Source organism: Pseudoalteromonas sp. SG44-1, from assembly GCF_014164315.1.
GTDB lineage: Bacteria > Pseudomonadota > Gammaproteobacteria > Enterobacterales > Alteromonadaceae > Pseudoalteromonas > Pseudoalteromonas rhizosphaerae.
Window position 1 is genome coordinate 7069 of sequence record NZ_JACJEW010000051.1, and the last position, 20681, is coordinate 27749.

General features: G+C 41.9%; 26 protein-coding genes. 11 read left to right on the plus strand and 15 right to left on the minus strand.

Going from position 1 to position 20681, the window contains the following annotated elements:
* The first annotated feature begins 65 nt into the window (after positions 1–65).
* Positions 66–227 (plus strand): hypothetical protein, encoded by a 162-nt coding sequence (locus tag H5187_RS18460; protein WP_182719517.1) that lies wholly within the window; start codon positions 66–68, stop codon positions 225–227.
* A 385-nt stretch (positions 228–612) separates the two neighbouring features.
* Here H5187_RS18460 and mgtE read toward each other — a convergent pair whose 3' ends face one another.
* From mgtE to H5187_RS18520, 12 genes are all read right to left on the minus strand, one after another.
* Positions 613–1971, minus strand: a complete 1359-nt coding sequence (gene mgtE / locus H5187_RS18465; RefSeq protein WP_145236729.1) for a magnesium transporter — start codon at positions 1969–1971, stop codon at positions 613–615.
* 123 nt (positions 1972–2094) lie between these two features.
* A complete protein-coding gene (locus H5187_RS18470) occupies positions 2095–2367 on the minus strand; it encodes an HPr family phosphocarrier protein (RefSeq protein WP_064667815.1) in 273 nt (90 codons plus the stop codon).
* A 28-nt stretch (positions 2368–2395) separates the two neighbouring features.
* Positions 2396–3238, minus strand: coding sequence for an RNase adapter RapZ (rapZ, locus tag H5187_RS18475; protein ID WP_149980588.1), 843 nt, complete (start codon positions 3236–3238; stop codon positions 2396–2398).
* 20 nt (positions 3239–3258) lie between these two features.
* Positions 3259–3711, minus strand: a complete 453-nt coding sequence (ptsN, locus tag H5187_RS18480) for a PTS IIA-like nitrogen regulatory protein PtsN (RefSeq protein ID WP_149980589.1) — start codon at positions 3709–3711, stop codon at positions 3259–3261.
* 4 nt (positions 3712–3715) lie between these two features.
* Entirely contained in the window at positions 3716–4003 is a 288-nt protein-coding gene (hpf, locus tag H5187_RS18485; RefSeq protein WP_145236739.1) for a ribosome hibernation promoting factor, read from the minus strand.
* Positions 4004–4031: 28 nt separating this feature from the next.
* Positions 4032–5528: an RNA polymerase factor sigma-54 gene (locus H5187_RS18490; protein WP_145236743.1), complete on the minus strand. Its 1497-nt coding sequence runs from the start codon at positions 5526–5528 to the stop codon at positions 4032–4034.
* Positions 5529–5594: 66 nt separating this feature from the next.
* Entirely contained in the window at positions 5595–6320 is a 726-nt protein-coding gene (gene lptB / locus H5187_RS18495) for an LPS export ABC transporter ATP-binding protein (RefSeq protein ID WP_149980590.1), read from the minus strand.
* Positions 6317–6850 (minus strand): lipopolysaccharide transport periplasmic protein LptA, encoded by a 534-nt coding sequence (gene lptA / locus H5187_RS18500; RefSeq protein ID WP_182719516.1) that lies wholly within the window; start codon positions 6848–6850, stop codon positions 6317–6319. The genes lptB and lptA overlap by 4 nt, the downstream gene beginning before the upstream one ends.
* Positions 6840–7394: an LPS export ABC transporter periplasmic protein LptC gene (gene lptC, locus H5187_RS18505; RefSeq protein WP_149980592.1), complete on the minus strand. Its 555-nt coding sequence runs from the start codon at positions 7392–7394 to the stop codon at positions 6840–6842. The genes lptA and lptC overlap by 11 nt, the downstream gene beginning before the upstream one ends.
* Complete coding sequence (gene kdsC, locus H5187_RS18510) at positions 7391–7942, minus strand: 3-deoxy-manno-octulosonate-8-phosphatase KdsC (protein WP_149980593.1); 552 nt, start codon at positions 7940–7942, stop codon at positions 7391–7393. Before kdsC ends, lptC begins: the two co-directional genes overlap by 4 nt.
* Positions 7942–8913 carry a KpsF/GutQ family sugar-phosphate isomerase gene (locus H5187_RS18515; protein ID WP_145236758.1) on the minus strand — a complete coding sequence of 324 codons (972 nt, stop codon included), beginning with the start codon at positions 8911–8913 and terminating at the stop codon, positions 7942–7944. The genes kdsC and H5187_RS18515 overlap by 1 nt, the downstream gene beginning before the upstream one ends.
* 25 nt (positions 8914–8938) lie before the next feature.
* Complete coding sequence (locus tag H5187_RS18520; protein WP_149980594.1) at positions 8939–9910, minus strand: calcium/sodium antiporter; 972 nt, start codon at positions 9908–9910, stop codon at positions 8939–8941.
* A 255-nt stretch (positions 9911–10165) separates the two neighbouring features.
* Here H5187_RS18520 and mlaF point away from each other — a divergent pair, with 255 nt between their 5' ends.
* From mlaF to murA, 7 genes are read left to right on the plus strand one after another with little or no spacing between them, the layout of a single operon-like run.
* On the plus strand, positions 10166–10981 hold the full coding sequence (gene mlaF / locus H5187_RS18525) for a phospholipid ABC transporter ATP-binding protein MlaF (RefSeq protein WP_182719518.1): 816 nt from the start codon (positions 10166–10168) through the stop codon (positions 10979–10981).
* The gene (mlaE, locus tag H5187_RS18530; RefSeq protein WP_145236765.1) at positions 10981–11760 is read left to right on the plus strand and encodes a lipid asymmetry maintenance ABC transporter permease subunit MlaE; all 780 of its coding nucleotides are present in this window, start codon (positions 10981–10983) and stop codon (positions 11758–11760) included. Before mlaF ends, mlaE begins: the two co-directional genes overlap by 1 nt.
* 14 nt (positions 11761–11774) lie before the next feature.
* Positions 11775–12323: an outer membrane lipid asymmetry maintenance protein MlaD gene (gene mlaD, locus H5187_RS18535; protein ID WP_149980595.1), complete on the plus strand. Its 549-nt coding sequence runs from the start codon at positions 11775–11777 to the stop codon at positions 12321–12323.
* Positions 12324–12329: 6 nt separating this feature from the next.
* Positions 12330–13004: a phospholipid-binding protein MlaC gene (locus H5187_RS18540; RefSeq protein ID WP_182719515.1), complete on the plus strand. Its 675-nt coding sequence runs from the start codon at positions 12330–12332 to the stop codon at positions 13002–13004.
* Positions 12997–13290 carry a lipid asymmetry maintenance protein MlaB gene (locus tag H5187_RS18545; RefSeq protein WP_182719514.1) on the plus strand — a complete coding sequence of 98 codons (294 nt, stop codon included), beginning with the start codon at positions 12997–12999 and terminating at the stop codon, positions 13288–13290. Before H5187_RS18540 ends, H5187_RS18545 begins: the two co-directional genes overlap by 8 nt.
* Before the next feature lie 5 nt (positions 13291–13295).
* Positions 13296–13553, plus strand: a complete 258-nt coding sequence (locus tag H5187_RS18550; protein ID WP_149980598.1) for a BolA family protein — start codon at positions 13296–13298, stop codon at positions 13551–13553.
* Positions 13554–13566: 13 nt separating this feature from the next.
* Complete coding sequence (murA, locus tag H5187_RS18555; RefSeq protein ID WP_145236783.1) at positions 13567–14826, plus strand: UDP-N-acetylglucosamine 1-carboxyvinyltransferase; 1260 nt, start codon at positions 13567–13569, stop codon at positions 14824–14826.
* Between the two features lie 85 nt (positions 14827–14911).
* On the opposite strand, the gene H5187_RS18560 is transcribed toward murA, so the two are convergent.
* From H5187_RS18560 to H5187_RS18570, 3 genes are all read right to left on the minus strand, one after another.
* Entirely contained in the window at positions 14912–15994 is a 1083-nt protein-coding gene (locus H5187_RS18560) for a trypsin-like peptidase domain-containing protein (RefSeq protein WP_149980599.1), read from the minus strand.
* A gap of 102 nt (positions 15995–16096) precedes the next feature.
* Positions 16097–17449, minus strand: coding sequence for a Do family serine endopeptidase (locus H5187_RS18565; protein ID WP_149980600.1), 1353 nt, complete (start codon positions 17447–17449; stop codon positions 16097–16099).
* A 209-nt stretch (positions 17450–17658) separates the two neighbouring features.
* The gene (locus tag H5187_RS18570) at positions 17659–18099 is read right to left on the minus strand and encodes a YhcB family protein (RefSeq protein WP_145236792.1); all 441 of its coding nucleotides are present in this window, start codon (positions 18097–18099) and stop codon (positions 17659–17661) included.
* A 150-nt stretch (positions 18100–18249) separates the two neighbouring features.
* Here H5187_RS18570 and zapE point away from each other — a divergent pair, with 150 nt between their 5' ends.
* From zapE to rpsI, 3 genes are all read left to right on the plus strand, one after another.
* Entirely contained in the window at positions 18250–19338 is a 1089-nt protein-coding gene (gene zapE / locus H5187_RS18575) for a cell division protein ZapE (protein WP_149980601.1), read from the plus strand.
* A 310-nt stretch (positions 19339–19648) separates the two neighbouring features.
* Positions 19649–20077, plus strand: coding sequence for a 50S ribosomal protein L13 (gene rplM / locus H5187_RS18580; RefSeq protein WP_002957960.1), 429 nt, complete (start codon positions 19649–19651; stop codon positions 20075–20077).
* An 11-nt stretch (positions 20078–20088) separates the two neighbouring features.
* A complete protein-coding gene (gene rpsI / locus H5187_RS18585) occupies positions 20089–20478 on the plus strand; it encodes a 30S ribosomal protein S9 (protein WP_016710054.1) in 390 nt (129 codons plus the stop codon).
* Positions 20479–20681 lie beyond the last annotated feature (203 nt).

Here is a 20681-nt window from a genome sequence, read left to right on the forward strand (position 1 = left end):
AGCAAGCTTAACGCCTACGGGTGTTAAAGTTTATCTCGGTGTTAAATCACTTGTAGGCGAGTGACTTGCCACTGCGTTTTAAATGTGGCTCGGAGTTTGTGCGTCAGCAAGCTCAACGCCTACGGGTGTTAACGGTAATCTCAGTGTTTAATTACTCACTTGTAGGCGAGTGGCTTGCCACCGCGATATTCAATATTGTTTCGGTGTTTTTGCGTCAGCAAGCTTAACGCCTACGGGTGTTAACGTTTATCTCGGTGTTAAATCACTTGTAGGCGAGTGACTTGCCACTGCGTTTTAAATGTGGCTCGGAGTTTGTGCGTCAGCAAGCTCAACGCCTACGGGTTTTAACGTTTATCTCGGTGTTAAATCACTTGTAGGCGAGTGGCTTGCCACCGCGTTTTAAATGTGGCTCGGAGTTTGTGCGTCAGCAAGCTCAACGCCTACGGGTGTTAAAGTTTTGGGTTTATCGTAGGCGGTGCTTTATGCCGCGCGGTTGATAACATTCATGGCTAAAGCCATTGCCTAAGTTGGCGGATGAGGTTGATGTAACGCTAAGAGATGCGCGAGATAAACTCGCGCCTACGATGGGTTTAACCTTTAACTAATTTTTAACTACACCAACAACCATGTGGCGGTGCCTAGGAAGGCGAAGATCCCTACAATATCGGTTACGGTTGTCAGTACTACGCTGCCAGCTAATGCAGGGTCAATTTTCATTTTTTTCAATAGCAGCGGAATACTGGCACCGGCGATACCTGCGGCTACTAAGTTCATAAACATGGCAAAGGCGAGTACGCCGCCAAGCTTAAAGTCCCATTGCCAAATAGCAACAACACCGGCAATTAAAATGGACCAAACAATCCCGTTTATTGCGCCGATTGCAAGCTCTTTGATCAGTAAAAAGCGTTGGTTAGTTTGGTTGATATGACCCACTGCAATACCACGTATTACGAGGGTTAATGTTTGGCTGCCCGCAACACCACCCATGGATGGCACTATACCGTTGAGTACCGCTAGAATAGGTAAAATTGCTAAGGTGTTTTCAAAGAAGCTTGCCACAATCGCAGCAAGTAGCGCGGTTAATAAGTTAACGCCAAGCCAAATTGAGCGCTTTTTCGAACTTTTTAACACTGGGGCAAAGGTATCTTCTTCATCATCAAGACCGGCTAGGCTTAATAAGCTATGCTCGGCGTCTTCACGGATAACGTCAACGATATCATCGATGGTGATACGGCCAAGTAGATGGTCATTATCATCAACCACTGGGGCTGATATCCAGTTATGACGTTCAAACAGTTGTGCTACATCGGTTTCATCCATCGAAATGAGGATAGATTCACAATCTTCATCCATTAAGTCGCGAATGATTTTATCTGGCGAGTTAGTCAACAAGGTCGTTAACGACATGGCACCTATAAAGCAGTTATGTTTATCAACAACATAAAGATCATCGGTACCTTCTGGTAGCTCACCACGTAAACGTAAGTAGCGCAGTACTACGTCGATAGTGACATCTGGACGGATGGTCACTGTATCAGTGTTCATTAGCGCGCCAGCAGAGCGCTCTTGATAAGAGAGTGCTTGAGTTGCACGTTCTCGATCTTGGCTGTCCATGGCACTAACAACGTCTTTGTAGACGGTATCAGGTAGGCTACGTAGTACTTCCCCTAGATCATCGTGGCTCATGTCCTCAGTTGCCGCAGCGATGTGCTTCGGCTCCATTTGGGCAATGATCCCTAAACGAACATCTTCTGAGAGTTCTTCGAGTACGTCACCTTGTACATCTGGATCAACCAGTTGCCATAGCAAGGTACGAATTTTATGTGGGGATGACTCGAGTAATAATGCGGTGTCACACGGAGCTGTTTTTGCCAACATACGCCTTACTTGAACAAATTGACCACTGTTAAGTGACTTGGTCACTTGTTTTAGTTGTTGTAGTGGGTAATCTTGTTCAAAAGCTTCTGGCATTGGCGTCCTTAAAAATTAATACGCTTGATAGGTAGGGTAACAGTTGTCGGTAATTAACGCGCTTGGTCTGTTTAATTAACGACTTTATTTAGTTTAACGCAATTTAGTGGTACTGACTACGAGCTATTCTTGTTCGTTAAAGCGTTGTGCGATCAACTCGCCAATTGCTGCAAGAGCAGGTTCAGCGTCCGGGCCTTCACATACAACTTTAACTTCTTTGCCTTGGCTACTTTCTAATAGCATTAAGCCGAGTACGCTATCGCCTGCGGCTTGTTTGTCATCTTGATGAAGTGTGATGCTGGCATCAAACTGCACAGCTAATTGCGCTAATACGCTGGCTGCGCGAGCATGTAAACCGAGTTTGTTTTTTATTAAAAATGTATCTTCTAAACGCATCAACATTCCTTACTGTAAACGTGAGTTGTTATTCTTGTTCACGATGGCGAATTTTCACATTGCTGTGGCTCATCGAGAAGCTTTCACCTATAGTTTGCGCTAGATAAACTGAGCGATGTTGACCACCGGTGCAACCAATAGCAATTGTTAAGTAACTGCGGTTATTACGCTCCAAATGCGGTAACCAAGTTTGTACAAAGGTTTGGATCTGCCAAGTGAATTTTTGTACGATACTATGGCTGGCTAAATAATCTTTTACTGGCTGATCAAGGCCTGTAAGTGGCTTAAGCTCAGGCTCCCAATGTGGGTTTGGTAAAAAGCGTGCATCAAAAACATAATCAGCTTCTTTTGGGATACCATATTTAAAACCAAATGATTCAAAGGTAATGATTAGTTTTTTATCTTTTTTCCCTAAAATCTTTTCACGGATTGACTCTGCAAGCTGGTGGACACTCAGATCAGTGGTATCAAGTATAAAGTCAGCGCGAGTAGTTAATACATCAAGTAATACTTTTTCTTGCTTGATAGCTAAATCCAGTGGCAAAGAGTCCAAAGATAATGGGTGTAAGCGGCGAGTTTCAGAAAAACGTTTGATCAGGGTTTGATCATCACTGTCTAAATAAAATAGCGTCGGATTTGCAAAACCAGGCAAGTATTCAAGAATATCGTTAAATTCTTCCTGCTCTTTCGGTAAATTACGGACATCAATACTGACGGCAATTTTGTCATAATTATCAGAGACACTGCGCACTAATGAAGGTAATAAGTTTACCGGAATATTATCTACACAATAATAGCCAAGATCTTCTACTACACGCAGAGCAACAGATTTACCTGAGCCAGAACGCCCACTGATGATGATTAACTCCATGTAAATTCTCCTTCATTTGGCTACGATTGCGCAGCAATTACGTGATACAAATCTTGGTCTGTTTTTGCGCTACGTAGTTGTTTACAAAAATCTTTGTCGTTGAGTTTATCAGCAATTGTGGCTAACGTCTTCAAATGAAGTTGGCTATCACCATCTGGCACGATGAGAGCTACAAATATATCAACTGGGCGATTATCTATCGCATCAAAATCAATCGGTGATTCACTCACTATAATTATTGCTAGCGGGTTTTCAACACCACTCATACGGCCATGAGGAATAGCAATACCACGACCAATACCCGTACTACCTAGTTTTTCTCTCGACAGTAGTGCGTTGAGGATTTCTTGTTGTGATAGCTGAGGAAGTTGTTCATGAGCCAATTGGCTGATAAATTCAATGATCCGTTTTTTGCTATTAAAAAGGACCGCAGCTTTACTGCAGTCCTGGCAAATAAGTGAGCTTAATTTCATAGTGTTAGTGTCGAGCGTGCTTCTCTTTGTGTTTAATTACCTGACGGTCAAGTTTGTCGATTAGTCCGTCAATGGCTGCATACATGTCTTGGTGCTCAGTTGAGGCAAATAATTCAGCGCCACTGACATGTAATGTGGCTTCTGCTTTTTGGCTTAGCTTTTCTACATCAAGAATGACATGGACATTATTGATATGATCAAAATGCCTTTCAAGCTTGGCAAACTTATTGTTTACATAGTCTCTTAATGAATCAGTAATTTCTACATGACGACCAGTTAAATTTAGTTGCATAAGCATTTTCCTCTTGTGATTTTACGCCTTAAATCAAACTTTTACGTTGATTTGACGGTGGAATAGCCAGTGACTCGCGGTATTTTGCAATAGTCCGTCTAGCTACTTTGATACCTTGCTCTGCCAATATATCTGCAATTTTACTATCACTCAATGGTTTCGCTGAGTTTTCTGCACTGATCAATTTTCTGATCAATGCTCGAATGGCTGTCGATGAGCATTCGCCGCCGTTCTCAGTACTTACATGGCTCGAGAAAAAATATTTTAACTCAAATATACCACGAGGGGTATGCATGTATTTTTGGGTGGTTACACGAGAAATTGTTGATTCGTGCATCTCAACCATTTCGGCAACGTCGTTTAGTACCATAGGGCGCATGGCCTCAGGGCCATGCTCAAAGAATCCTTGCTGCTGTTTAACAATGCAGTTGGTTACTTTGAGTAACGTCTCGTTACGACTTTCTAGGCTTTTAATAAACCATTTAGCTTCTTGCAAATGCGAGCGTATAAATTGGCTGTCAGTGCTTGATTTTACAGAGCGTGACATCGCCGCATATTGGCTGTTCACTCTAATTTTTGGCATGCTGTCTGGATTGAGTTCAACCACCCAGCGACCTTTAATTTTTTTCACCGAAACGTCAGGAATAACATACTCTGATTCTTCGCGTACTATGGTATCCGCAGGCTTTGGGTTAAGGCTGTGGATCAGTGTCATTACTTCTTTTAGTTCATCTTCTTTAAGCTTAGTCTTTTTCATCAAAGTGCGATAGTCACGACTAGCTAATAAATCGATATGATCAGTTAAAATCATTTTTGTCTCGCTAATCCAAGGAGTTGCAGGATCAAATTGATTTAATTGAATACATAAACATTCTTGTAGGCTGCGCGCAGCAATACCAACAGGGTCAAACAACTGAATGCGTTTTAACACTGCTTGCACTTCGTCGAGTTCGATTTCTTCTTCGTTATTACCTTGATTTAAGCTTTCTGCGATGTCTTCGCAGCTCAAGGTTAAAATACCTGAATCGTCAACGGCTTCAACAATCGCAATGGCAATGGCTTCATCGGTTGGACTAAAAGGTGTGAGTTGTAATTGCCACATTAGATATTCGTGCAAGGTTTCAGTTGAGGCACCTTGATAAATTGACTCATCTTCAGGCATTGGCCCAGATGACGTATTTGGCGCAGCACTCATGTATTCGTCCCAGGTGACGTCCATAGCCATTTCGTCACTTAAGGTCTCTTTACTTAATGCTTCGCTACTTTCTTGTTCATATTCGCTTGGCTTGTCGTCTGCTGATGCGCTAACGGTTAAGTCATCGTTATCTTGTTTTTGTTCGTTTTTACCAGCCGTGTCGTCTGAATATTCATGTTCTTCTAGCTCTAACAATGGATTGCTGTCGAGCGCTTCTTGAATTTCTTGCTGGAGATCCAATGTACTGAGTTGCAATAAGCGAATTGCTTGTTGCAGCTGTGGTGTCATTGTAAGTTGCTGGCCCATGCGCAGCTGGAGTGATTGCCTCATGTATCTCTAACAATCCTTTTATTGTTATCATCGTTAAGTCTAGCAGATACTTAGCCGAGCGTGGCTTTATAGCCTAAATTGCTCGCCCAGGTAAACATCGCGGACTGTTTGGTCGGCGAGTACATGCTCAGGGGTACCTGATGCAATTAACTCCCCATGAGAAACTATGTAGGCTTTTTCACAAACATCAAGGGTTTCTCGTACATTGTGGTCGGTAATAAGCACGCCAATACCACGGTTTTTAAGGTGTTCAATAATCTTCTTTATATCTAACACTGAAATAGGATCAACGCCAGCAAAAGGCTCATCAAGTAAGATAAATTTTGGGTTTGCGGCTAAAGCGCGTGCAATTTCAACTCGACGACGTTCACCGCCAGATAATGCCATACCTTGGCTGTCGCGGATATGTTGAATGCTAAACTCATCAAGTAAGCTGTCGAGCGCTTCTTCTCTGGCTTGTTTATTCAGCTCTTTACGAGTTTCTAAAATAGCCATCAGGTTTTGATAAACAGTTAATTTACGGAAGATGGATGATTCTTGTGGCAGGTAGCCAATCCCTAACCGTGCGCGACTGTGCATTGGCAGTAAGGTGATGTCATTATCATCAATACTGATTTTACCTTTGTCGCTTGGAACTAAACCCACAATCATATAAAAGGTGGTGGTTTTACCAGCGCCATTAGGACCCAATAAGCCAACAATGCTGCCTGCGCTAACTTCTAAACCCACGCTTTTTACAACTTGGCGACCTTTATAGCTTTTTGCTAGAAATTCAGCTTTTAATGTACTCATGGCTGCCCTTTAGATTTGTCTTTTTTACTGTCTACTGGTACCAAAATGGTGTGCACACGATCGCTTGAGCTTGCGCCTTTTTCAGCACTGATCAGTTGCTGGTCCATATCATAGGTAATGCTTTTGGCATTGATTTTTTGACCTGCCTGAGTGACTTGTGCATTGCCAACCAAGGTTAAATAGCGCTTAGCGACATCGTAACGGACTTCATCAGCACTGGCACTCATTACTGTGCCATCAGTTTGTTTTTCTTCAAAGTAAGCCGGACTGCCAGTTGCGACAAGTAGTTGTTTGTTATCGCCTAAATCTTCGCGCTTATGGACTTCAAGTCGATCCGCTTTGATACGGCGGTTACCATGAATGATTTCAACATTTTTTTCAAAAATACCGATATTGTCTTTCAGTTGGGCAAGCTGCGTGTCAGCACTGATAGAGACTTGATCTGCAGGTGGTGTCGTATTTTCAGCAAAGCTTGCAAAAGCAATGAATAAGCTTGGTATAACAAGCAAGTGAGCAAATTTATTGGTCATAATATATGGTTCGCGTATGGTTAATTAGTTCTACCACTTCGGCTTTTAAGTCGGCATGGAGACCGCGCCCAGTGATTTTTAAATTTGGTCCGATTAATTCAACTGGTTGTTCTGAACTCATGGTTTGTAGTTCAATATCAACCTGAATATTATCTGCGTTTATATGTTCAATCATGGCATTATTGGTCAGGTTTTTAGCAACCACATTACCTTCTAAAATTAATTGATGATTTTCATATAAGGTGGCTTCATCGGCATTAATTTGCCACGTCTGCTGTTGATTATAGAGTGTAAAAATAGGTTGTTCAAAGTAAGTGAACCCTAACTGTTGGTAGAGTTCCATTTTTGCAGCTGTTACTTTGTGGCTAATTTTACCTTGTTCATCAAATGCGGTTTGTTTTAATGCCACCGCAGTATAATCAGGTTTTGCTATTATATCTTCTTGGTGTTGTTTTATGGCGGTACTTTGATAAAAATACGGATACCACAGCCATACCATGCAGCCGACAAATAATACGCATAATATTAAACGCGCACTATTCATGAGCTCGTGCCTTCGCTGGTTAATGATTTACCATTTTCGAGCATTAATAAATCAGTGAGTTCACGCACCGCCCCAAAGCCACCAGGTAGCATGGTTGTATAATGTGAAATGCGTTTGATTAGTGGATGCGCATCATTTACTGCCACCGCAAAACCAACCAATTCCATTACCGGCAAGTCAGGTCCGTCATCGCCTATGTAAGCGATTTGTTCATCGCTTAACTGCAATTTATCCTTGAGCTGTTGATAAGCTTGCAACTTGTTTTCTTGGCCTTGGTAAATATGCGGTACTGTCAGGCTAGTCATCCGTTGCTGAACTATCTGTGAATGACGACCGGTGATCACGGCAACTTCAAAACCGCTATTGATCAGTGCTTTGATACCAAAGCCATCTTTAGTATTAAACGCTTTGAGTTCTTCACCTTGGTTACCAAGATAAATACGACCATCTGAAAACACCCCATCGATATCACAGATCAGGAGTTTGATTTTTTGTGCTCGCTCGCGAGCATCATCTGAAAGTGGCTGATATAAGTCAGCAAACTGCATTATAAAACTCCTGCTTTGAGCAAATCTTGCATATTAAGAGCACCAATAGGGTGGTGTTTATCATCAACTACAATTAAGCCATTGATACGCTTATTCTCCATGATATTGAGTGCCTCGGCGGCAAGCATATCAGCAGTTGCAGTAGTGCAAGAGCGGGTCATGACAGTGCTTATCAAAGTACTGTGAATATCTATTCGTTGCTCTAAAATTCGCCGTAAATCACCATCAGTAAAAAGCCCTGCAAGTTGCCCTGTGTCATCAACAATAGCTGTCATACCTAAGCCTTTTGCCGACATTTCGATTAATGCATCTTTGATACATTGCTTATCATTGATCATAGGCGTTGCTGGGCCACTGTGCATAATATCTTTTAAACACAATAGTAAACGTTTACCTAAGCTACCACCAGGATGCGATAGCGCAAAGTCATCGGCGGTAAAGCCACGGGTTTCTAGCAGAGCAACGGCTATTGCATCACCCATCGCAAGTGTTGCAGTCGTGCTTGCAGTCGGAGCGAGTCCTAATGGGCAGGCCTCTTGACTTACTTTGATGCATACATGAGCATCAGCCCAATTTGCCATTGATGATTCAGGGTTACCTGTCATGGCGATCATTTTTGCGCCAATACGTTTAATAACCGGAATAATATTCAGTACTTCGCTGGTTTCGCCTGAGTTTGAAATAAGCATAACCACGTCATCACGAGTGATCATCCCTAAATCACCATGACTTGCTTCACCCGGATGGACAAAAAACGCAGGCGTGCCAGTGCTTGCCAGTGTTGCAGCAATTTTATTACCAATATGCCCTGATTTCCCCATACCGACTACTATGATCCTACCGTGACATTGATACATCAATTGGCAAGCTTGATTAAAGTTTTCGTCTAGATATTGGGTTATATCAAGCAGTGCTTGGCGCTCTATTTCTAGCACCCGCTTACCTTGTTCAATAAAATTTAACTGCGTCATTGTGTTATCCATTTTGTGGCTAGCATTAAGCAACTTGGCTGAAAATATAACCTTGATAGATTAAAAACGCGACCAATAACAGGCCACCTTCAACTCTATTAATGCGTCTTGTGCCCCTAAAACTCAAGGACATAGCAATAAGGGCTATGGTGGCACCAATCATTATTAAGGCATCACGGTTTGCAGCTGAAGGATCAATAATTGAAGGGTTGATAATCCCAGCCAGTGGCAACACAGCTAAAATGTTAAATATATTTGAGCCAACAATATTACCCAGTGCTAAATCATCTTCGTTTTTTAATACCCCAGCAATACAGGCTGCCAGCTCAGGCAAACTGGTGCCAATAGCAATAATGGTTAACCCTATTACTAAATCACTTAGGCCAAAGTATTTGGCTATATCAACTGCTGAGCCAACTAAAAAATGTGAGCTGACAGGCAGTAATATCATACCAATAATTAACCAAAATAAAGCCGATTTGGTGGGCACGTTATCTGGTACGTCTTCACAGGCTTCACTTACAAATGGGTCATCAGCTTGGTTTTTAGCGCGAATAGAAATAATAACTAAGCCCGCAATAAAGACCACAAAGCCAATGATTAATGCAACGCCCTCAGCAAATGAAAAGTAGTTATCAGAAAATACATACCAGGCAGCGATTGACACTAGTAGTACAAGCGGCATTTCGCGTTTTAATGTCATTGATGATACTGAGAGTGGGCGCAATAGCGCGGTAATACCTAAAACAAGTAAAATATTAGTGATATTTGAGCCAACGGCGTTACCCACGGCAGTGTCAGTTTTACCGGCAAGCGCAGCTGATGCTGAGACCATCATTTCAGGGGCTGACGAGCCCATCGCAACAACGGTTAAGCCAACAATAAGAGTAGGAACACCGAAATTTTTTGCCAGTGCCGCAGCACCATAAACAAAGCGATCCGCACTCCAAACTAGAGCTGCAAATCCGAGAATTAAAATGACAAAAGAAGTCACCATTACGTTACGCCAATTATTCAAAATGAGATGACTGCAAATAGTAACAAAAGCCAACCTGAAAGTATAAATAAAAGAATCTGCGTAGCTTGTTAGATTATGGCCTGATTTGGACTGAGAATAATTATTTAAGCGACGGTTAAGCCTACTGCTGTAAGGTTTGCAGCGCTATTACATAGAATATTACAAAATTTTACGATTTGTTTTTTCCATCTTGCTGTAAAAACGCTTAAAATAGGTGAACTAGTGAAAATAGTAATGGAGAGCGACTTGTCGCAACCAATAGTAGAAATCAAGGATGTAAGCTTTTCTAGGGGCAATCGCTGCATATATAAAAATATGAGCTTTAGTGTCCCGAAAGGAAAAATTACGGCAATTATGGGACCAAGCGGAATTGGTAAAACCACCATGTTGCGTTTAATTGGTGGTCAATTAAAACCAGATAGCGGCACTATTTTATTCGAAGGTAATAACATTCCTGCCATGTCGCGCAAAGAGCTTTATGCGGCGCGAACCAAAATGAGTATGTTGTTCCAAAGCGGCGCATTATTTACCGATATGTCAGTATTTGACAATATCGCTTTTCCGCTGCGTGAACACACTCGTCTAAGTGAAGATTTAATTCGCCTTGTGGTGCTAATGAAATTACAAGCTGTTGGCTTGCGTGGCGCACAAGATCTAATGCCTTCTGAGCTGTCAGGTGGTATGGCACGTCGTGCTGCATTAGCGCGCTCAATCGCACTTGATCCTGAATTAATTATGTATGATGAGCCATTTGCAGGCCAAGACCCAATTTCCATGGGGGTATTAGTTAAGTTGATTAAATCGCTTAATCAAGTGCTTGGATTATCATCATTAATCGTAACTCACGATGTAACAGAAGTGATGAGCATTGCCGATCACGTTATCATTATTGCCGATCAAGGCGTTATTGGTAGCGGTACACCGGATGAAATGCGTAATCATGAATCGGCCCTAGTTCAGCAGTTCTTAAAAGGATTATCTGATGGCCCAGTGCCGTTTCATTTTCCTGCTCAACCTTATCAACAAGAATTACTGGGAGGGCGCCGCTGATGTTTGATTTTTTGCAAATGCTAGGTCATAAAACGTTAGGACGATTTGCTGCACTTGGTCGCTCCACTCAGATGTTGATAGGTGCGTTATGGAGTTTGCCTAATTTTAGAAAAGGCACGCCGCTTTTAATACGACAATTATATATGGTCGGCTCGCAGTCACTATTGATTATCATGGTGTCGGGATTATTCATTGGTATGGTATTGGCGTTGCAAGGCTACACCGTACTAGTTGGTTATGGTGCAGAGGACAGCTTAGGTCCATTAGTAGCATTGAGTTTACTCAGAGAGTTAGGCCCTGTTGTTACAGCATTATTGTTTGCCGGGCGAGCTGGTAGTGCATTAACCGCTGAAATAGGTTTAATGAAAGCGACTGAGCAGTTATCAAGTCTTGAAATGATGGCCATTGACCCTCTTAAACGTATTATCGCGCCACGCTTTTGGGCGGGCTTTATCAGTATGCCATTACTGGCGTTAATATTTTCAGCAGTTGCAATTATTGGTGCTCATTTAGTGGGTGTTGATTGGTTGGGTGTAGATACGGGGAGTTTTTGGTCAATCATGCAGTCACAAGTATCGTTTCAGCAAGATATTTTAAATGGCATGATCAAGAGTTTTGTATTTGCCATCGTGGTTACATGGATTGCGCTTTATAAAGGCTACGATTGTATACCGACCTCTGAAGGGATCAGTAAAGCAACAACAGAGACAGTTGTACACTCATCTTTGGCTGTTTTAGGGTTTGATTTTATTTTGACAGCGGTAATGTTTACTAGCTAATAAAGGTATAGATAATGAATTCACGGAAATTAGAAATTTTAGTTGGTTTTTTTGTTGCGCTAGGCATAGCAGCTTTTGCTATGTTGGCGTTAAAAGTTGCCAATGCAGGGATCAGCGGCAACGGCGAAACTTACTTATTGAAAGCCAAGTTTGAAAACATTGGTTCATTAAAAACACGTGCGCCGATTAAAGTAGGTGGTGTAGTGGTTGGTCGAGTTGAGGGTATTTCAATTCACCCACAAGAATTTGTGCCAGTTGTTGATATGACGATTGATGCGCAATATAAATGTCGTTTTTCAGATACCAGCTCAGTTTCAATTTTGACATCAGGCATCCTAGGTGAGCAATATTTAGGGATTAACCCTGTCATTGCCCCAAAATCAGCTGAACAAGCGTGTTTAGGTGTTGCGGTAACAAGTAATGATAAAAACTTAGGGTTAGACGAGTTATTTGGTGTTGAAAGCAAAGCCTTAAATGATGGCGACTATATCACTGACACGAAATCAGCATTGGTGCTTGAAGAGTTAATCGGGCAATTTTTATTCAATCAAGGCGGCGAGTAAGTAATTATGTTTAAGAAATTTTTAATTTTAGTTGCGCTGACTTTCAGTGCCATTAGCGTAGCAAGCGATGCGGTCGATTTAACAGACCCATATAAAATGGTCCGCCAAGTATCTGATAATACTTTTCAACGTATTACTCGTGACCAGCCTTTAATCGAAAAAGATAAAGAGCATCTACGGGTTATCGTCAAAGAAGAGTTGATGCCTTACATTGATTATAAATATGCTGCACTGCGTGTATTAGGAAGTCATGTATCAAAAGTGCGTGCGATTAAAGATCCTGCTGAGCAAAAGCAAGCGGTTGAGGATATCAAACACTTTATTGATGTGTTTCAAGAATACTTAATCGCCACTTATGCTGGCGTGTTTACCCAATACACCAACCAAAAAGTAGAGTTTGGTGCAAGCAAAGAGTTTGCAGGACAAGACCTTGTATTAGTGAAAACCAAAATTGTCGAGCCAGGTAAGCCGGAAATTAAAATTGATTTTAAAGTACGTGAAGATCGCGATGGCGAATGGCGTGCTTATGACATGGTTGCTGAGGGCATTAGTTTATTAGATGCCAAGCAAAGTGAATTTCAAGGCATTTTGCGCCAGCAAGGTATTAACCATGTAAGTGACCTACTTGAACAGAAAAGTAAGTTGCCAGTGCAATTTAGAGGTGACGGCGGTAATGAGTAAAGTAACGGTTACTCAGCTTGACGAACAGCACTATCGAGTCAGTGGTGAATTGACTCGAAATTCAATTTCCGCTGAACGACTTCTGAATAAAAACTCACAAACTAGCCATAAAAACTGGTATTTTGACCTTTCTGAGGTGTCTAGGGTTGACACGGCGGGCTTAGCTTGGTTAATTCACTCTTTCGCAGAATTAAAGCAGCAAGGTGTTCACCTTGAATTGCAAAATATTCCTGAACAACTGCAAAAGTTGATGCAGTTGGGACAGGTTACCAACCTATTTGAGTGAGAGTTATGGAAACAAGCCAAGTCGAAACCTTATTGCGCGACGAATTGCAATTAGCTGAAGTACATGTGAAAGCCAACGGTAGTCATTATGAAGTTATCGCAGTCGGCGATTGTTTTGATGGGTTAAGCCGAGTGAAAAAACAACAGCTGGTATATGGTCCGTTGATGAACACCATTTCTGACGGCACAATCCACGCAGTTTCGATCCGTGCATTTACACCTACTGAGTGGAAGCGCGAACAAAAATTCATTTTACCTCAATAAAAAAGGTTTCCTCATGGATCAATTTGTAATTCAGGGTGGAACCGGACTTGCCGGTGAAGTCACTATCTCTGGCGCTAAAAATGCCGCTTTACCTATTTTGTTTGCAGCATTATTAGCTGACGGTAAAAGTACCTTTAATAATGTTCCTCGTTTACGTGATATCGGCACTACTGAAGCATTATTAAAAACCCTCGGCGCAGAAATACACTGGCACGGCGAACAGCTCGTTATTGATGGTGGCAAAGTTGATAAAACATTGGCCCCTTACGAGTTAGTCAAACAAATGCGTGCGTCAGTATTAGCATTAGGTCCATTGGTTGCTCGTTTTGGTCAAGCACAAGTATCGCTTCCTGGTGGTTGTGCAATTGGTGCTCGCCCGGTTGATATTCATATTCAAGGTTTGGAGCGCATGGGCGCTGTTATTAGCGTTGAAAATGGTTATATCAATGCAAAGGTAGATGGGCGTTTAAAAGGTGCTGAAATCTACATGGAAATGGTCAGCGTTGGCGCGACCGAAAATTTATTAATGGCCGCAACCTTAGCTGACGGCAAAACCGTATTAGAAAACGCGGCGCGTGAACCAGAGATTATAGATTTAGCTGCTTGCTTAACAGCAATGGGCGCAAAAATTAGCGGTGCAGGCACTAGCCGTATTGAAATTGAAGGTGTTGAAAAGCTGCATGGTTGTGAGCATCGCATCTTGCCAGATCGGATTGAAACTGGCACATTTTTAGTGGCCGCAGCAATGGCGGGTGGCGAAGTGCTATGTAAGCTTACCGATTTTCATAGTTTAGAGCCTGTGATTGAAAAATTGCGTGCAACTAATGCGTTGATTGAAGTACATAAAGATAGTATTTATCTTGATATGCGTGGCCGTGAGCTCAAAGCCGTTAATATTAAAACCATGCCACACCCAGGTTTCCCTACCGATATGCAAGCGCAGTTTACTGCGTTAAATGTAGTAGCTAATGGCAGCGCAACCATTACCGAAACGATTTTTGAAAACCGTTTTATGCATGTGCCAGAACTACAACGTATGGGTGCTAACATTCGTTTAGAGGGGAATACGGCAATTTGTGGTGACACTAAGAGTTTGAGTGGCGCACAAGTAATGGCAACCGATCTACGTGCATCAGCGAGCCTAATTTTAACGGGGATTGTGGCACAAGGTGAAACGGTTGTTGACCGAATTTACCACGTTGATCGTGGTTATCAACGGATTGAAGATAAACTCAGCGCGTTAGGTGCAAACATCAAACGCCGAAGTAGTTAAATACGAGTTGAAAGGTTCAGGTAACAAGGTTCAAGCGAAAACCTTGTTTACCTTTTACCTTTTACCTTTTACCTTGCAACTAAAATTATAGTTTAGTCTCTAACTCTGCAACCTTCACCATCACTTTTAGTACTTTTCCATTTCGATAAAGTTCAAATTCTATTTCATGGCCCGGCTCTGAATTACCAATTCTGGTTAAGGTTTTTTGTGGGTTAGTGACATCTTCACCGCCAATTTTAATCACAATATCTTGTTCTTTAATACCAGCTTGCCATGCTGGACCTAATGGATCTAGGTTGGTTATACGCAATCCAGCAATAGGGGTGAACTTATCGCTCACTTCTTTACCGGTACTATCAACGGCAGTACCTGTGAAGCCCAAGTAACCACGCACAACACGACCATGACGGATCAGTTTATCCATTACCTCTTTTGCTAACGAGTACGGTACGGCGAAGAATATGCCTTGGATATCGAGGTTCTCTCGGGTTTTAAATTGTGCTGAGGTGATCCCAACCAAGTCGCCATTAGAGTTTACCAGTGCGCCACCTGAGTTGCCGACATTAATTGCCGCATCCATTTGTAGCAGACTATTATAAGGACTATCGGTAATTTTTTGTTTACCCGTGGCACTGATGATCCCTTGGGTGATTGTTTGCCCTAGATTCAGCGGATTACCAATCGCCAGCACCACATCACCCACGCGAGGCGTAAAACGCTCACTAATTGGGATAACTGGCAAGTGCTCAACGTTAATTTTCAACAGTGCTAAGTCGGTGATGGTATCAAAGCCGATGAGCTGAACATCAAAATAACGGCGGCCATCAGTAAGCAGCACCATAATTTGATCAGCATTATTGATCACATGATAGTTGGTAAGAATATAGCCATCACTTGACATGATCACACCGGAGCCAAGTTCTTGCACGGTGTTTTGCCGTTTATAACGAGGTTCCTTTGAAATGCTCTCAGAAATGATTGTCACAACAGATGGCGCTGCGCGCTGTACTGCATCGGCAAAGCTCAAATGGTCAATACTCATAGCACTTGGTAAGGGGACATTGGGTAACAGCGTTGCACGCATATTTGGGCTAAAAAATACTACCAAAAATGCGATACCGAGTCCGGCAAATAGCGGGGGAAGGACAAACTTAAAAAATTTCAGCACAATGTTCTTATTCTTAATGAGCGATCTTCTAATGATGGCACAAAAAAAATAGCAGCGGCAAGTACCACTGCTATTATTTATGCGATTTACCTAATATTTATTTTATTGAATTAAAACAAATACCGATTCACGACCGCGTTGTACTCCAAGCACGATGTTACCTTTAGTGTTTTCGATGATCTTATTCATGTCACTAATTGTTTCAACACGCTGACGGTTTACTTGCATTACCACGTCGCCTTCTTCAAGGCCGACTCTAGCTGCTGGTGAACGCGGATCAACAGTTGTCACCTCAACCCCTTTATTTCCATTCTTTTGGGTGTTTTCAAGTGTTGCACCCTGGAAGGCTGGGTGTAGTTCATCACCGGCTGCGGTTAGTGCTGATGCGCCATCAAGGGTCACTTTAACGGTTTGTACTTTGCCATCACGATAAATACCTAATTTTACCTTTCTGCCTTCACCGAGGGTGGCAATTTTACTGCGCAGTTCATGGAAGCCGCTGATCTCACTACCATCAATACTAATAATTACGTCACCAGCTTTAATACCCGCTTCACTGGCGGCAGAATCATCCATTACTTGCATAACATAAGCGCCTTGTTTTACATCAAGCTGTTGTGCTTTAGCAAGGCCTGCATCCAGTGGACGCCCAGAAATACCTAGTGAGCCACGGCGTACTTCACCATGTTCAATAATTTGGTCAACAAGATTTTTCATCATATTGGATGGGATTGCAAAGCCGATACCAACATTGCCACCCGATGCACCTAAAATGGCCGTGTTAATACCAATTAGCTCACCGTTTAAGTTAACTAGCGCACCACCTGAGTTACCTTGGTTAATAGCAGCATCGGTTTGAATAAAATCTTCATAACCTTCAATATTTAAACCACTGCGCCCCATTGCACTAACAATCCCTGAGGTAACGGTATGACTTAAACCAAATGGGTTACCAATTGCTACTGCAAAATCACCCACTCGTAGTTGATCTGAGTTTGCCAGTTTAACGGCGACTAAATCCTCGGCATCAATTTTTAATAACGCGATGTCTGATTCTTTATCACTACCGATTTTAGTTGCTTCGTATTCACGACCATCTTCAAGAGTAACCAACATTTTTTCAGCATCTTGAACTACGTGGTTATTGGTAACGACGTAGCCTTCTTTGGCGTCAATAATAACGCCTGAGCCTAAACCACTAAATTCACGCTTTTGGCTACGCGGTTGCGGATTGCCAAAAAAGAAATCAAGCGGATCAGCGCGACGACGGACTTCCTTTGAACCGGAGACTTGGATACTAACAACGCCTGGTGTTATTTGTTCTAGCATCGGCGCTAACGTCGGTAATTGTTGACCATTGACTGCGATAGGCATCTTAGCCATTGATACTGCAGGGGTTAATAATAAACTGGCAGATAACATTGCTGCACTGATTAACGATAATTTCATTTTCATAGTCAGGGTTTACTCCACATCACAGGAAAAAGCACAAACAAAAAAGGCTGCATAAGCAGCCTTTTATCAATTTAGTTCAAAACATTTTAAAGTAGGTTCGCTCTTTTGGAATGTTTTGAAATGCATGTAAAACATAAGCTGCTTTATAAACAGACTATGGGGTCAAAAAAAAGTTCATCAAGAAGCTTTAGAAATTTCTGAAACCTTAATTAAACTTTGTCAGGCTCGGCTACTTTTGGTTCGCCAGCGAATAAGCCTGATTCACCTGATACATAATCAGCCGGTTGAGCATGTGCCGATGAACGGTCACTTTGGCGTTCTTTTAGTGAGCGTTGTAGCTGCTCTGTCGTTTCTTTAGAAAAGAATGGTTCGTTAGGATGCTGTTTTTTATCAGCTAATAGCAGCTTGTTAGTTTCATCAACATGATTTAACAATTGGTCGTAGTTGTCTTTCATTTTGTTGACGAGTCTACCAGTGCTTGCTAAATGATCTGCAACATCTTGACGGTATTGCTCTAATGCATTTTTAGCTTGTTCTGCTTGTTGCTCTAATTCATCTTGCTTAAATTGCTTTTTAGTGACGAAGGCGCCAAGGAAAAATGCAGCTACTGCCACAATAACAATAATGCCGATCCAAGTAACTGTACCCATAATTCTACCCCTTTGGGAATTAATACATAAAAATAAAATAACGCCTAGATTGCGTACTCAAGAATAAATCCTGTTGCTGCTAATATACCCCGAGTTACGATGCGTGTTAACATATTGCGTAAATTAAACCGTGTTTTATTGTAACTATCTATGACTCCTTGGCAAAAGTACCAACAAGATTTACAGCGTGAAGACTTTGTTTACGATGCTGCACAAGAAAATGCAGTACGTCATCTACAAAGGCTTTTCGATGACTTAACAGCACAAAAGCCCGCAGCTAAAGGCTGGTTCTCTAAACTATTTAATAAAAATAGCACGGCGCCTATAAAAGGTTTGTATTTTTGGGGGGGAGTAGGGCGTGGTAAAACCTATTTGGTTGATACCTTCTATGAGGCGCTGCCGGGAACACGCAAGATGCGCGTGCATTTTCATCGTTTTATGCACCGTGTTCACGAAGAGCTAAAAAAATTAGACAAAACGGCTAATCCCTTAGAAGTTGTGGCTGATATTTTTAAAGCTGAAACCGACATTATCTGCTTTGATGAATTTTTTGTGCAAGACATTACTGATGCCATGCTGCTTGGTGGTTTAATGGAAGCCTTATTTGCGCGCGGCATTGTGTTAGTGGCAACGTCTAACATTATACCTGATGAGTTATATCGAAATGGTTTGCAGCGTGCTCGCTTTTTACCTGCAATTGCACTTGTTAATGCAAACACTGAGATTGTGAATGTGGATTCTGGCATTGATTACCGATTGCGTACTTTAGAGCAAGCAGAGATATTTCATAGCCCATTAGATGAACAAGCCGATAAAAATCTGTTTGAGTATTTTGATAAGTTATCTCCAGAGCCTGGTAAACTCGATCACCCCATCGAAATTGAAGGGCGAATGATCAAAACCCGTAAGGTCGCTGATTGTATTGTGATGTTTGATTTCTCTCAGTTGTGTGAAACCGCACGTAGCCAAGTCGATTATATGGAAATAAGCCGTTTATATAACACTGTTATTTTATCGAACGTAAAACAGCTTGGCCAAAATAACGATGATGCCGCCAGACGCTTTATTGCGTTAGTCGATGAGTTTTACGAACGCCACGTCACACTTATTATTTCTGCTGAAAAACCGATTACGGAACTCTACACGCAAGGCAATCTTAACTTTGAGTTCAGACGTTGTATTAGTCGATTGCAAGAAATGCAGTCGTTAGAATACTTAGCAAGAGAGCATTTGGTTTAATGTAGCTGTAAGTTATAAGTCGTAAGTTAGACACAAATCAAAACTGTACTTAACTTAACACAAGTACAGTTTTTAATTTTATCGCTTATCGAACAATTTTCTTGTGGAAAAAACAACCGTCGAGTAGCAATGTGGTAAAAGTGCTGGTATACTCCCGCGTCTGCCACGTTGCGTTCTATTGCCTTCATTAGATTAGCCTCTTTTGAATGGCGCAAAAGTCTTAAACTCGAAGGGGTTGGAGCAAACATTTAGAGCGGTAATTAATAATAATTACCTGTGGTTTTAATTGAAAAACATTGGATTTTTATAAATGAAAACGTTTGTTGCTAAACCAGAAACAGTAAAACGTGACTGGTACGTAGTTGACGCTGAAGGTAAAACTTTAGGTCGCATCGCTACTGAAATCGCTCATCGCCTACGCGGTAAGCACAAAGCTGAGTACACTCCACACGTAGATACTGGTGATTACATCATCGTTATCAACGCGGAGAAAGTTACTGTAACTGGTAACAAGTTCAAAGATAAAGTGTACTATGCTCACTCTGGTTTCCCAGGTGGTCTTAAGTCTACTACTTTTGATAAACTTCAAGCTGCAAAGCCTGAAATGATCATCGAGAAGGCTGTTAAGGGCATGTTGCCACGTGGTCCTTTAGGCCGCGCAATGTACCGTAAACTTAAAGTTTACGCAGGTACTGAGCACAACCATGCTGCACAACAGCCTCAGGTTCTAGACATTTAAGGAGCACTAACATGGCAAATCAATACTACGGTACAGGTCGTCGTAAAAGTTCAAGTGCTCGCGTATTCTTACGCCCAGGCACTGGTAACATCGTAATCAACAATCGCTCTTTAGAAGAGTATTTTGGTCGCGAAACAGCACGCATGGTTGTTCGTCAAGCTTTAGGGCTTGTTGATATGACTGAAAAGTTTGATCTTTACATCACCGTTGCTGGTGGTGGTACTACTGGTCAAGCTGGTGCTATCCGTCACGGTATCACTCGTGCACTTATGGAGTTTGACGAGTCACTACGTCCACAACTTCGTAAAGCAGGTTTCGTTACTCGTGATGCACGTAAAGTTGAGCGTAAGAAAGTGGGTCTTAAGAAAGCGCGTAAGCGTCCACAGTTCTCAAAACGTTAATATTTACGTTATCAAGAATTTCAAAAACCCAGCTTCTGCTGGGTTTTTTGTTTTTGGGGTTATAAAAGTTAGCGAGGGTACGGAGTTTTTCAAGTTAGTTGTCGCCTCAAGTTAAATTTTATGCCGCCCGCATTTCTTCTTTTTTCTCAGGATTCAAATTTACTTCGTTTATCATTGACCAATCTCGTGACTTTCCTGACCAA

What these genes read in the sequence shown, in the direction of transcription:
- rplM (WP_002957960.1), top strand. Translation starts at nt 19,649, where the DNA reads ATGAAAACGTTTGTTGCTAAACCAGAAACAGTAAAACGTGACTGGTAC.
- mlaD (WP_149980595.1), top strand. Translation starts at nt 11,775, where the DNA reads ATGAATTCACGGAAATTAGAAATTTTAGTTGGTTTTTTTGTTGCGCTA.
- H5187_RS18520 (WP_149980594.1), bottom strand. Translation starts at nt 9,910, where the DNA reads ATGGTGACTTCTTTTGTCATTTTAATTCTCGGATTTGCAGCTCTAGTT.
- H5187_RS18570 (WP_145236792.1), bottom strand. Translation starts at nt 18,099, where the DNA reads ATGGGTACAGTTACTTGGATCGGCATTATTGTTATTGTGGCAGTAGCT.
- mlaF (WP_182719518.1), top strand. Translation starts at nt 10,166, where the DNA reads ATGGAGAGCGACTTGTCGCAACCAATAGTAGAAATCAAGGATGTAAGC.
- H5187_RS18565 (WP_149980600.1), bottom strand. Translation starts at nt 17,449, where the DNA reads ATGAAAATGAAATTATCGTTAATCAGTGCAGCAATGTTATCTGCCAGT.
- murA (WP_145236783.1), top strand. Translation starts at nt 13,567, where the DNA reads ATGGATCAATTTGTAATTCAGGGTGGAACCGGACTTGCCGGTGAAGTC.
- lptC (WP_149980592.1), bottom strand. Translation starts at nt 7,394, where the DNA reads ATGAATAGTGCGCGTTTAATATTATGCGTATTATTTGTCGGCTGCATG.
- H5187_RS18545 (WP_182719514.1), top strand. Translation starts at nt 12,997, where the DNA reads ATGAGTAAAGTAACGGTTACTCAGCTTGACGAACAGCACTATCGAGTC.
- H5187_RS18540 (WP_182719515.1), top strand. Translation starts at nt 12,330, where the DNA reads ATGTTTAAGAAATTTTTAATTTTAGTTGCGCTGACTTTCAGTGCCATT.
- H5187_RS18490 (WP_145236743.1), bottom strand. Translation starts at nt 5,528, where the DNA reads ATGAGGCAATCACTCCAGCTGCGCATGGGCCAGCAACTTACAATGACA.
- H5187_RS18515 (WP_145236758.1), bottom strand. Translation starts at nt 8,913, where the DNA reads ATGACGCAGTTAAATTTTATTGAACAAGGTAAGCGGGTGCTAGAAATA.
- kdsC (WP_149980593.1), bottom strand. Translation starts at nt 7,942, where the DNA reads ATGCAGTTTGCTGACTTATATCAGCCACTTTCAGATGATGCTCGCGAG.
- lptA (WP_182719516.1), bottom strand. Translation starts at nt 6,850, where the DNA reads ATGACCAATAAATTTGCTCACTTGCTTGTTATACCAAGCTTATTCATT.
- lptB (WP_149980590.1), bottom strand. Translation starts at nt 6,320, where the DNA reads ATGAGTACATTAAAAGCTGAATTTCTAGCAAAAAGCTATAAAGGTCGC.
- H5187_RS18550 (WP_149980598.1), top strand. Translation starts at nt 13,296, where the DNA reads ATGGAAACAAGCCAAGTCGAAACCTTATTGCGCGACGAATTGCAATTA.
- mgtE (WP_145236729.1), bottom strand. Translation starts at nt 1,971, where the DNA reads ATGCCAGAAGCTTTTGAACAAGATTACCCACTACAACAACTAAAACAA.
- hpf (WP_145236739.1), bottom strand. Translation starts at nt 4,003, where the DNA reads ATGCAACTAAATTTAACTGGTCGTCATGTAGAAATTACTGATTCATTA.
- zapE (WP_149980601.1), top strand. Translation starts at nt 18,250, where the DNA reads ATGACTCCTTGGCAAAAGTACCAACAAGATTTACAGCGTGAAGACTTT.
- ptsN (WP_149980589.1), bottom strand. Translation starts at nt 3,711, where the DNA reads ATGAAATTAAGCTCACTTATTTGCCAGGACTGCAGTAAAGCTGCGGTC.
- mlaE (WP_145236765.1), top strand. Translation starts at nt 10,981, where the DNA reads ATGTTTGATTTTTTGCAAATGCTAGGTCATAAAACGTTAGGACGATTT.
- rapZ (WP_149980588.1), bottom strand. Translation starts at nt 3,238, where the DNA reads ATGGAGTTAATCATCATCAGTGGGCGTTCTGGCTCAGGTAAATCTGTT.
- rpsI (WP_016710054.1), top strand. Translation starts at nt 20,089, where the DNA reads ATGGCAAATCAATACTACGGTACAGGTCGTCGTAAAAGTTCAAGTGCT.
- H5187_RS18470 (WP_064667815.1), bottom strand. Translation starts at nt 2,367, where the DNA reads ATGCGTTTAGAAGATACATTTTTAATAAAAAACAAACTCGGTTTACAT.